Origin of the sequence: Phyllobacterium sp. (assembly GCF_037994425.1) — a bacterium.
Taxonomy (GTDB): domain Bacteria; phylum Pseudomonadota; class Alphaproteobacteria; order Rhizobiales; family Rhizobiaceae; genus Phyllobacterium.
On sequence record NZ_JBBNAM010000142.1, the window covers coordinates 25046 to 35291 of the forward strand.

General features: G+C 55.6%; 12 protein-coding genes. 6 read left to right on the forward strand and 6 right to left on the reverse strand.

Annotation, left to right across the window (positions count from 1 at the left end):
- Positions 1-535 precede the first annotated feature (535 nt).
- Both AAAB35_RS10260 and gloA read right to left on the reverse strand, forming a co-directional pair.
- Positions 536-2068, reverse strand: coding sequence for an acyl-CoA carboxylase subunit beta (locus AAAB35_RS10260; RefSeq protein ID WP_340668179.1), 1533 nt, complete (start codon positions 2066-2068; stop codon positions 536-538).
- 162 nt (positions 2069-2230) lie between these two features.
- Positions 2231-2671: a lactoylglutathione lyase gene (gloA, locus tag AAAB35_RS10265; RefSeq protein WP_340668180.1), complete on the reverse strand. Its 441-nt coding sequence runs from the start codon at positions 2669-2671 to the stop codon at positions 2231-2233.
- Between the two features lie 271 nt (positions 2672-2942).
- Between gloA and AAAB35_RS10270 the strand changes: the two genes are divergently transcribed.
- The 5 genes from AAAB35_RS10270 to AAAB35_RS10290 all read left to right on the forward strand — a co-directional run bounded on the left by AAAB35_RS10270 (position 2943) and on the right by AAAB35_RS10290 (position 6149).
- On the forward strand, positions 2943-3524 hold the full coding sequence (locus tag AAAB35_RS10270) for a cold-shock protein (protein ID WP_340668181.1): 582 nt from the start codon (positions 2943-2945) through the stop codon (positions 3522-3524).
- A 9-nt stretch (positions 3525-3533) separates the two neighbouring features.
- The gene (locus AAAB35_RS10275) at positions 3534-4019 is read left to right on the forward strand and encodes a DUF192 domain-containing protein (RefSeq protein ID WP_340668182.1); all 486 of its coding nucleotides are present in this window, start codon (positions 3534-3536) and stop codon (positions 4017-4019) included.
- Positions 4016-4786 carry an alpha/beta hydrolase gene (locus AAAB35_RS10280; protein ID WP_340668190.1) on the forward strand — a complete coding sequence of 257 codons (771 nt, stop codon included), beginning with the start codon at positions 4016-4018 and terminating at the stop codon, positions 4784-4786. Before AAAB35_RS10275 ends, AAAB35_RS10280 begins: the two co-directional genes overlap by 4 nt.
- A gap of 227 nt (positions 4787-5013) precedes the next feature.
- Positions 5014-5838 carry a serine O-acetyltransferase gene (gene cysE / locus AAAB35_RS10285; RefSeq protein WP_340668183.1) on the forward strand — a complete coding sequence of 275 codons (825 nt, stop codon included), beginning with the start codon at positions 5014-5016 and terminating at the stop codon, positions 5836-5838.
- A gap of 104 nt (positions 5839-5942) precedes the next feature.
- Positions 5943-6149 carry a DUF3126 family protein gene (locus AAAB35_RS10290; protein WP_027232526.1) on the forward strand — a complete coding sequence of 69 codons (207 nt, stop codon included), beginning with the start codon at positions 5943-5945 and terminating at the stop codon, positions 6147-6149.
- Between the two features lie 30 nt (positions 6150-6179).
- Here AAAB35_RS10290 and AAAB35_RS10295 read toward each other — a convergent pair whose 3' ends face one another.
- Positions 6180-6905 carry a hypothetical protein gene (locus AAAB35_RS10295; protein WP_340668184.1) on the reverse strand — a complete coding sequence of 242 codons (726 nt, stop codon included), beginning with the start codon at positions 6903-6905 and terminating at the stop codon, positions 6180-6182.
- Between the two features lie 137 nt (positions 6906-7042).
- Here AAAB35_RS10295 and AAAB35_RS10300 point away from each other — a divergent pair, with 137 nt between their 5' ends.
- Positions 7043-7570 (forward strand): gamma carbonic anhydrase family protein, encoded by a 528-nt coding sequence (locus AAAB35_RS10300; protein ID WP_340668185.1) that lies wholly within the window; start codon positions 7043-7045, stop codon positions 7568-7570.
- Positions 7571-7624: 54 nt separating this feature from the next.
- On the opposite strand, the gene AAAB35_RS10305 is transcribed toward AAAB35_RS10300, so the two are convergent.
- From AAAB35_RS10305 to AAAB35_RS10315, 3 genes are all read right to left on the reverse strand, one after another.
- Entirely contained in the window at positions 7625-8143 is a 519-nt protein-coding gene (locus tag AAAB35_RS10305) for a transglutaminase-like cysteine peptidase (protein ID WP_340668191.1), read from the reverse strand.
- A 502-nt stretch (positions 8144-8645) separates the two neighbouring features.
- Positions 8646-9254 carry a PilZ domain-containing protein gene (locus AAAB35_RS10310; RefSeq protein ID WP_340668186.1) on the reverse strand — a complete coding sequence of 203 codons (609 nt, stop codon included), beginning with the start codon at positions 9252-9254 and terminating at the stop codon, positions 8646-8648.
- A 171-nt stretch (positions 9255-9425) separates the two neighbouring features.
- Positions 9426-10046: a PAS domain-containing protein gene (locus tag AAAB35_RS10315; RefSeq protein ID WP_340668187.1), complete on the reverse strand. Its 621-nt coding sequence runs from the start codon at positions 10044-10046 to the stop codon at positions 9426-9428.
- Positions 10047-10246 lie beyond the last annotated feature (200 nt).

Sequence of the window (10246 nt, forward strand, 5' to 3'; positions counted from 1 at the left end):
CGGCTCTTGCCGCTCAAGCATTCAACGTGACAAAGGTTGGCTGTTTGCGGTGATTTTCGGCTACCAGCGGCCGAGTGGCGCAATTTTATTTCGTGATTTGGGGTGATCGCGCAATGAACGGTAAGTTCATTCATCGGCGGGGAAACTATTTGCAATTTACTGGTTTCATTCAAATATAGGTCAAAATTCGATATAAAGAGTGATTTGTTAAATCGGTTTAGATCCCGTATTTATCTACCATGCGGCGGGACAAATGGGCCCGCTGAGGGAAGAGTACTCTGCAATTCAGAGTAGTTCGAAGTGGAGATGTTGCGGAATGATAACAATAACTAAAGACACATCATCATTGTCAGATACAAATGTACTAAAAATCGCAAAAGTCACAAAAGCAGGCCCGACCCTGATGAAGGCAACCAAGAAATTGAGCCAGCCTTGCGACAGCCGGACGATTTCACAGATATTGCGCGACTCCAGCGGTGGTTTCAGCTTCCGTCGCTAATTTTCTCGTCTTTTTGAATATTTGGAAGAAGCGCGATCACAACGGAATATTATCGTGCTTCTTCCATGGATTTTCCAAATCCTTGTTGCGCAACATGCGCAGCGCCCTTGATACCCGCTTGCGCGTGGAATGGGGCATGATCACCTCATCCACATAACCTCGCTCTGCGGCGACGAACGGTGACAGGAACCTGTCTTCATAGCGCTTCGTGTGCGCAGCAATCCTCTCCGCGTCGCCAATATCCTTGCGGTAGATAATTTCCACAGCACCCTTGGCGCCCATCACGGCAATCTGCGCCGACGGCCAGGCATAATTGATATCGCCTCTAAGATGCTTGGATGCCATCACGTCATAGGCGCCGCCGTAGGCCTTGCGCGTGATAATGGTGATTTTCGGAACGGTGGCCTCGGCATAAGCGAAGAGCAGCTTGGCGCCGTGCTTGATCAGTCCGCCATATTCCTGGGCGGTTCCTGGCAGGAATCCCGGCACGTCGACAAATGTGACGATCGGGATGTTGAAGCAGTCGCAAAAGCGAACGAACCGCGCGGCCTTGCGTGAGGCATCGCTGTCGAGAACGCCGGCAAGCACCATGGGCTGATTACCGACGATGCCAACGGTCCGTCCCTCGACGCGGCCAAATCCGACAACGATGTTTTTGGCGAAACTTTCCTGGATCTCGAAGAAATCCGCTTCGTCGACGGTCTTTCGGATCAATTCCTTGATGTCATACGGCTTGTTCGCGTTGTCGGGCACCAGTCGGTCGAGCGAGTAGTCAGGATCCTCTGTCGATTGATAGCATTCGATCTCGGGGATACTCGCCGTGTTCGACGCCGGCAGGAAGTCGATCAGCCGGCGCATCTGCAAGAGCGCCACGACGTCATTGTCGTAGGCACCGTCAGCGATCGAGGATTTCGTCGTATGGATCGATGCGCCGCCGAGTTGTTCCGCCGTGACTGTTTCGTTGGTGACGGTCTTCACGACGTCCGGTCCGGTGACGAACATGTAGGATGTGTCACGTACCATGAAGATAAAATCGGTCATTGCCGGCGAGTAGACGTCCCCGCCAGCGCAGGGGCCCATGATCACTGAAATCTGCGGTATGACGCCGGAAGCAAGCACATTGCGCTGGAAAATCTCCGCATAGCCGCCGAGCGCGGCGACTCCCTCCTGGATACGCGCACCACCCGCATCATAAAGACCGACCACGGGCGCGCGATTGCGCAAGGCCATATCCTGGATCTTCTGCACTTTTTCCGCATGTGCTTCGGACAGCGAGCCGCCGAAGACGGTGAAGTCCTTGGCAAACACAAAAACCGTGCGGCCATTGACCGTGCCCCAGCCGGTCACGACCCCGTCGCCGGCGAACTTGGTTTCCTCCATGCCAAAATCTGTCGAGCGATGCTCGACAAACATGTCGAACTCTTCAAAAGATCCCTCGTCGAGAAATATGTCAATGCGCTCGCGCGCAGTCAGCTTGCCACGTTTGTGCTGCGCTTCGATTCTCGTCGCACCGCCACCCTCCCGGGCAATTTTTCTGCGGCGTTCAAGTTCGATCAGCACGTCCTTCATGGCATCCTCCTCACTTCAATCTGTCTGATATCAGGAGAGAGGGATGCTTGAAAGCTGTTTGTATTATGGTGGTATCGCAGGATGTTTGGGGCGGCTCGAAATCGGGCGGACCCCGTCAGCGCGACACCAGTTCATACGCGCTAAAGTTGCAACGGTCGTTGTCTACCAGATGCCAGTGTTCGGCATGGAAGACCAGGGTTCCTGTTTCGCAAGGGCCGTTTCCTTCTGAATGAGCTCAATCGAGATGCCATCGGGCGAACGGACAAAGGCCATGTGGCCGTCGCGCGGCGGCCGATTGATCACCACGCCCTTGTCCGCGAGCCGCTGGCACGTCTCGTAGATATTGTCTACGACATAGGCGAGGTGTCCGAAATTGCGTCCGCCCGTATACTCTTCCGGGTCCCAATTGTAGGTCAGCTCGAGTTCCGGCGCGCGTTCTGCGGCGGACCGCTCCTTGTCTGCCGGCGCCGCGAGAAAGATCAGCGTATATCGCCCCTTCTCGTTCTCCATGCGGCGAACTTCCTCGAGTCCGAACTTGTTGCAGTAGAAATCCAGCGATTCATCGACATCGCGGACACGGACCATTGTGTGAAGGTAGCGCATCTTTTGCCTCCGACTTTCTCTCATGTGGGTTGTATGGCGGCTGCAACCAGACTCGTAACTTCGGTTGAGGGCCGGGGACCTTTCGTAACACTTACTATTTAGCTCGACAAATTTGTGGCGGTGCAGGCAAGGGTTGTAGATAATACTCAACAGTTTTGCCTGTGGTTTTCAGCAAAAACAGGCAGATGATACTTGCTCTCTGGCCTTGGTCAGGTGTTATTCTTGAAGAAGAGAATCAGTGGTTTCTTGTAGGAGAGGAGGGGCTCGCTTCATGTCTGACAGACCAGTATCAGCCCGGCAATCCCAAGATGATGAAAGTTTGAGTGACGGATTGGACCTTATTGAGGTTTCGGGCGCGATAAAGTGGTTTGACGTTGCCAAGGGCTACGGCTTCATTGTTCCCGACAATGGCGAGCTTCCAGACATTCTTCTCCATGTAACCTGCCTGCGTCGCGATGGTTTCCAGACCGCGCTCGAAGGTGCCCGCGTCGTATGCGAGGTCAAGCAGGGCGAACGTGGCATGCAGTGCTTCCATGTAAAATCGATGGATAACTCGACGGCGGTACACCCGACGGAATTGCCGCCGGTCCGCACGCATGTCACCGTGACGCCGTCGAGCGGCCTCGAGCGTGTCCTGGTCAAGTGGTTCAATCGCACCAAGGGCTTCGGATTCCTGACCCGCGGCGAAGGAACGGAAGACATCTTCATTCATATGGAAACACTGCGCCACTTCGGGTTGACCGAGCTTCGGCCCGGGCAGGTTGTGCTGATCCGTTTCGGCCATGGGGAGAAGGGTCTGATGGCGTCGGAGATTCATCCCGACATTGGCACGCAACTGCCTTCCTCGCACTGACGCCGGCTCATGTCCCGTCTGGCATCATTTCTGGCAAGTTTCCTTTTACTCATCGTTATGGTGTTTCCAGCCTTTGCGCTCGATCGGGGGCCGATGCATCTTCCCGTCGATGCCGCCGCACTGACGATCAATACTGCCAAGGGCGACGTTCCGTTCCGTGTTGAAATCGCCGATACGGATGAGGAGCGCGAGCGCGGCCTGATGTTCCGCACCGATTTGAAGGACGACAGCGCCATGCTGTTCGTCTTCGATGAATCGCGCCTCGTCACGATGTGGATGGAAAACACGCCATCTGCGCTCGACATGCTGTTTCTCAATGACGACGGGCGTATTTCCGCAATTCGCGAACATGCCGTGCCTTTTTCTCGCGACATCATTTCTTCGGGCGCCCCGGTGCGCTTCGTCGTGGAGATGAAGGCTGGCACAGTGAAGCGGCTTGGCTTGACAATTGGTGACAAGGTGCGGCATCCCGCTATCAACGCCATAGGTCACTGACGGGCCCACCCATGCAATTCTTCGAAAACGACGGACTTAAGCTCGCCTTCCTTGATGAAGGTGAGGGCGAACCGATCCTACTCATTCATGGCTTTGCCTCATCTTCGTTCTACAACTGGGTCCAGCCCGGGTGGATTCAGACGCTGACCGCGGCCGGCTACCGGACGATCGCGATCGACAATCGCGGCCATGGCAGTTCCGACAAGCCGCATGATCAATCGCTCTATACCCCGACCTTGATGGCCGGAGACGCGGCGGCGCTCCTCGATCATCTCGATATCGCTGAGGCCCACGTCATGGGCTATTCGATGGGCGCGCGTATCAGCGCATTTCTTGCCCTGCATCATCCCGAAAGGGTGCATGACCTTGTATTTGGCGGCCTCGGTATTGGCATGGTCGAAGGGGCAGGTGATTGGTCGCCGATTGCCGAAGCCCTTCTTGCCGATGATCCGGAAGCCATAAGCCATCCACGGGGTAGGATGTTCCGAATGTTCGCCGACAAGACCAGGAGCGACAAGGTGGCGCTTGCGGCCTGCGTCATTACATCCAAGGAAGAGATCAGCGAAGCGAACATGGCGCTAATAACGCAGCCGACGCTGGTTGGAGTCGGCACCAAGGACGATATCGGCGGCGATCCGCACCGCCTCGCGGCACTTATGCCCCGCGGCGAGGCAATCGATATCCCGAACCGCGACCATATGCTCGCCGTAGGCGATAAAGTCTTCAAGCAGGCCGTCCTCGACTTCCTCAAAAGAAACCCACTGTAGTTGCGCTGTACAGCCCGGAACCGGTGGCGTCACGGATCGTTCCTTGCGAGCGAGACGCGCATACGGTATTGGAGGCGCCAGAATTTGAAGATTGGCGGTTAAGGCAAATCGATCAAAGCTTCAATATTTCTGGCCTGGTGGGTCTGGAAATTGGCGTGTCAAGCAAACATTTTTGCCTTATGCTCTAATGACGAGCATGAAAATTGGTCGAATGCTGGAGTTAGGAAATGCCATCAAGCAGTCCGATTAAGATGTCCGGTTCAGTACAGCAGATGGATCCGATTTGGCATGCGATCCGCGCTGAAGCGGAAGACACCGTCCGCAAGGAGCCGCTTCTTTCAACATTCCTCTATTCGACGATCCTGAATCATCAGTCGCTCGAGGAGGCCGTTATCCATCGTATCTCGCAGCGCCTCGATCATCCGGATATGGAGTCGGAGTTGCTGCGCCAGACCTTCACCGCCATGCTCGAAGCCAATCCGGCTTGGTCGCAGGTGCTGCGCGTAGACATCCAGGCGGTCTATGATCGTGATCCGGCGTGCACGCGTTTCATTGAACCCGTGCTCTATTTCAAGGGTTTCCAGGCGATCCAGACGCATCGCCTTGCTCATTGGCTATGGAAGGAAGGTCGAATCGACTTTGCCTTGTATCTGCAGAGCCGCTCGTCGTCGGTGTTCCAGACCGACATTCATCCGATGGTGCCGATGGGTCAGGGTGTATTCTTTGACCACGCGACCGGCATTGTGGTCGGTATGACGGCGGTGATCGAAGACAATGTCTCGATCCTGCAGAACGTTACTCTCGGTGGTACCGGTAAGGAGTCCGGCGACCGGCATCCGAAGATTCGCCACGGCGTGTTGATAGGCGCGGGCGCCAAGATACTTGGTAATATCGAGATCGGCCATTGCTCCAAGGTTGCGTCCGGCTCCGTGGTTTTGAAGCCGGTTCCGCATAATGTCACCGTCGCCGGCGTTCCTGCGCGGGTCGTCGGTGAGACGGGTTGCGCTGAACCGTCTCGTGCCATGGATCAGCTCGTTACCAATTTCGATTGAGCCGGGACAACGGGTCTCCAAGCGGCATGCCGATGCAATCAGCCCTTTACAGGGCTGACTTTTGCATGCCAAAAGCCCTAAACAAATACGACAGGAGACCCTAGGTGAAACCGGAAGAACTGAAAAAACTCGACAGCTACTTCAAGCGCACGTTCAGGAACATGGACCTCACTGTCAAGGCGCGCCCGCGCAAGGACGATTCCGCTGAACTCTATATCGGTGAAGAATTTCTCGGCCTGATTTACAAGGACGAGGATGAGGGGGAGCTTTCCTACAACTTCTCGATGGCTATTCTCGAGATGGATCTCTGATCCATTCCATGCGCAGTGACGCTCTCAGCGTCACTCGGCGCGCATGATGTGATCCCGGGCAAATGCCTGCATTCGCGCTTCGACACTTTGCCAGTCTGCCAGCAACTCTCTCGGAAAACGATAGGTTAGCTGGAGATCTTCGCCGACAAATATATCACGCTGACATGCCGCCAGGCTGCCCTTCGAACTCTCGGCATCGAGGCAACGCGCTACAAATGGCTTGGTGCCCGGGCGCTCCGGCGAAACCGCGAGGTCCTCATTGGCCAATCCGCTGTCCTGCCGAAACTGTTGGATGGTGATGCCGTTTGGACCCTGTCGGCCAGGGCCGCTGGTCAGTACACTGTAGACCGGCCCATAGCGTCCGGACATATCACGTGAGTCCATGCGCGGCCCGAATGATGCGAAGATGAGCCTTTCTGCTCCTTTCGATCCATTGAAGTCCTCCATGGAGGAGGGCTGATATCCCTGCATATCCGGCCAATGCAGATAGAGATCGACACGTTCGGCAACGCCATTTCGCCGCTGGCTCTCGAAGCGGATCATGTTCGCCGGCAATTCGAGTACGTCGTTGCCGATGATGATCTCGTGCAAGGTGGCATCTTCGGTATGACCGCCGAGCGCCACGTGACGTCCGACATGGCGTCCCGCCACTGCGAGCACGACCGAAAAGGCGGCAAATCCGATCACACACTGAAAGATGCGCTTCAGCGAAACGCTCTTCGGATGGGCCGCGATTGCCTGCGTCGAAGCTTCCATGGGTGGTCCACCACGCTGCAGTGATGTGCGGCAGCCTAGCTGTTCATGGTTAACCCAGTCTAAAGACGCAGCTTACGCTGTCTCGCCAACGGCGGATCCATTCGTTAAGGTCAGGGAAAAATTCATGAGGAGCATTCATGCCGATATTCAACCTTGACGGGCACGCACCCCAGTTTGAACGGCGCAAGTCGAATTGGATAGCACCGGACGCCACCCTCATCGGCAAGGTGTTTCTTGGCGAGGATGCCAGCATTTGGTTCGGCGCGGTTTTGCGCGGCGATAACGAGCTTATCCGCGTTGGGCGCTTTACGAATGTTCAGGAGCACACGGTGATGCACACCGATATGGGATTCCCGCTCACCATAGGCGAAGGTTGCACGATCGGGCATCGCGCCATGCTGCATGGCTGTACGATTGGTGACAATTCACTGATCGGTATCGGTGCGATCGTGCTCAATGGCGCGAAGATCGGAAAAAACTCGCTTGTCGGCGCCGGGGCACTCGTCACTGAACGCAAAGAATTTCCCGACAATTCGCTGATCGTCGGATCGCCGGCCAAGGTGGTCCGAACGCTCGACGATGCCGCGGTCGAGGGGCTGAGACTTTCCGCCCTCCATTATGTTGAAAACGGCAAGCGCTTCATGCGCGGCATGGAGGTCGGCTGACAACACAAAAGCCGATTCCGCTTCCGGAACCGGCTTTTTCTGAGGTTTGTTGGCTTATTGCTCGATACTGCCGACCAGGACCTGACGGTCGTCGTTGATCGAAACCCAAGCGCCCGTGTTGTTCGTCGCTTGGCGCTTCAAGTAATCATAGTTGGTTTCATTCCACGCCTTGATGCGTGGCTCGAGATTGTCGAGGACATAATCCCCGCGATCCGTGCGCACCGTCAGGACCGCATGACCTTCGCCGTTCATCTGCCGGACGACCGTGATGAGCAGGTCGCTGAGCGGAATGCCGCCTTCGTTGAGCATCTTGCGCTTGAGGAGAACATAGTCCTCGCAGTCGCCGGCTGTGGTGGGGTAGGACCAGACCTCGGCCTTGCCCCAAATATCCATGTCCGTCACTGGTGCGATCTTGGCGTTGACGTTGCTGTTCACCTTCACGAGCAAGGCCCAGCTCCTGGACGTCAGGGCAACCGGTTGCTCATTGCTGCTCTTGATATTGCATTCATTCTTGTAGGTCTGGCAAAACTCATAATGTCCGATAGGCTGCGACGTGCGTCCGCCAGTTTTCATGGATGCGCCATTCGACACGACCGGATCAGCCTGCGCGGTCAAGCACGAAACCAGCAAACCCACTCCAACTAAGATTGTCTGTCTTATCATACCGTCGTCTCCCCGGTTGAGACGACAATGACAGAGAGAACTTGATCGAGTGGAAATGTCTACGAGTAAAAATGAATCAACTAGGTAGCAAAAAATAAACGAATTTGACTATAACCATGTATTAATTTTTATTATTGTTTTATTTAAGTCGAGTTATAACTGGATTTAAGCAAGTGAAATAGAATTAAACGTTCGTTATTGAGAGTACTGTGTGATTGACGATCAATTAAAAGCTGGATGGAGCGGACAACGAATCTGCCGAGATCGTGCCGCATTCCTGCCAATGAAATTCACGGATGATGAACCATATCGGTAAAAAACGGCGACAAGCGGAGCAAATGCGTTTGCAGAAGCCATCGCATAGCGCTCGATGCGCGCCCACTCGGCTTCACCATTAAGCTACGAAAGAGCCTTAATGCTCGAGCGCCATGCCGATGGTTTCGCGGCTCTGTACGGTCGCGAATTCGATGGCAATGCCTTCCTCGAAATGGCGTACGACCCGACCGCGCATCGTGCCGAGCACGACCTCGCTGTTGAGGGCAGGGCGCATGCGAATTTCAACCGCCGCGCCCGAAATCGACAGGTCGATGATGCGGCAGGGATATTGGCGTCCATCTGCCATGGAAAGCGTGCTGATCGGGTTGCGCGGTGCAACACGCTGGTGCCGCCGGTCTTCCGGCATGTCGAGCTCATGCTTGTTGGTAAGCCATGTCAGCTGGGCCGCAATCTTGTTCTTCTTGCGGTCGGAAGCAACGAGCGAAATCAGAAAGCCGCCGCGGACCGCTCGCTCGACGGTACCTTCGATGCGGCCGATATGATCGATATAGGCGATCACTCGCTCGCCATTATTGGCCATCACATCGGTGGTGATGATTGCATCGCCAGGCGACATTTCATCGATCTGGCAGGCATGCTCAGTCCGGTCTTCGAGCATGAAGCGCCCGTAGAGCTGCACCTTCACACTGAAAAATTTGCCCGTGGCGACAGGGCTCTGGCTCGGAACGTCACGATAGAGTTGCATGGAGGCTGTCCAGATGGCGGAATCGACGAAGTGGGTACCTCTAGACTAGGTCACAAGTCTTAATGCCAAGGTAACAGCAGCCGCCAGTTGCTCATAAATTGCTAACCCCACGCGTTAACGCAACCGCCGAATTCCCGAACTGGTGGATCAAGGGGATGTCGTTGCGCTCGTCTAATTCTTGATCCTGCCGCCCTCGATAACGCGCAAATGGGCGACTCTGCGGCTTACAAGGGTTCGCGAGGCGGAATGGGGGGCTGCGTTCGCCGGCGCCGAGAGTGCCAAATCTGCCTCATGGCGGCTATGGTGCGGATCGATGATCGAGACAGTTTGAATCTGATTTTCGACAATTGCGTCGGATTCAAGCCAGAACGGCCGACCAACAACCGTCATCATACCCATCAGGTGACGTTCGTTTGCCTCACTTGCCAGTGGCAGAAGTACGAACTTGAAGAGCGTCTTGCGATTGCGGGCGCTTCGACCCTCACAATCGAGTTGCACCGCTTTTTTGCTCGTCATGCAATTCTTGACGAGGCGCAAGATACTGTTGCGGTCCTTGGGTTGCCAGATGGAAGTGAAGGGCAAAGTGCTGAGTTCCCGGCCATGGATCGAACAGATGCGCGTGCCCGCCAGGCGAAAGCGAGGCTCGCCCGAGCCGCTTGTCTGCAAGATAAACGTGTAGGGAAGCCGCGCACCAAGGGCGGCCGGCGCAATTTCCCTTCGCTCGGGGGCCGCGCGGCCCCCGCGCAGCCCGTTCCAGTAGGCAAAAAGCCTGCCAATGTCGTCATGCCGCATGGGATCGATTTTTCCGGACGCTGAAGCGATCTGCTTCTGTCGATTCGACTCTGGCACCGGTCGTCCCGTGGCACCACCTGTGAAGTAGCCGGGTCCACTGCGGTGGGCGATTAAGGTTAATAATTGGTTTCGATTGAGCTACGGTTCCGGCTGTGTGACAAAGCTTTCATTGGAGTTTGCACATTCAGATGCTCATGAAC

What these genes read in the sequence shown, in the direction of transcription:
- AAAB35_RS10260 (WP_340668179.1), bottom strand. Translation starts at nt 2,068, where the DNA reads ATGAAGGACGTGCTGATCGAACTTGAACGCCGCAGAAAAATTGCCCGG.
- gloA (WP_340668180.1), bottom strand. Translation starts at nt 2,671, where the DNA reads ATGCGCTACCTTCACACAATGGTCCGTGTCCGCGATGTCGATGAATCG.
- AAAB35_RS10270 (WP_340668181.1), top strand. Translation starts at nt 2,943, where the DNA reads ATGTCTGACAGACCAGTATCAGCCCGGCAATCCCAAGATGATGAAAGT.
- AAAB35_RS10275 (WP_340668182.1), top strand. Translation starts at nt 3,534, where the DNA reads ATGTCCCGTCTGGCATCATTTCTGGCAAGTTTCCTTTTACTCATCGTT.
- cysE (WP_340668183.1), top strand. Translation starts at nt 5,014, where the DNA reads ATGCCATCAAGCAGTCCGATTAAGATGTCCGGTTCAGTACAGCAGATG.
- AAAB35_RS10295 (WP_340668184.1), bottom strand. Translation starts at nt 6,905, where the DNA reads ATGGAAGCTTCGACGCAGGCAATCGCGGCCCATCCGAAGAGCGTTTCG.
- AAAB35_RS10300 (WP_340668185.1), top strand. Translation starts at nt 7,043, where the DNA reads ATGCCGATATTCAACCTTGACGGGCACGCACCCCAGTTTGAACGGCGC.
- AAAB35_RS10305 (WP_340668191.1), bottom strand. Translation starts at nt 8,143, where the DNA reads ATGAAAACTGGCGGACGCACGTCGCAGCCTATCGGACATTATGAGTTT.
- AAAB35_RS10310 (WP_340668186.1), bottom strand. Translation starts at nt 9,254, where the DNA reads ATGCAACTCTATCGTGACGTTCCGAGCCAGAGCCCTGTCGCCACGGGC.
- AAAB35_RS10315 (WP_340668187.1), bottom strand. Translation starts at nt 10,046, where the DNA reads ATGCGGCATGACGACATTGGCAGGCTTTTTGCCTACTGGAACGGGCTG.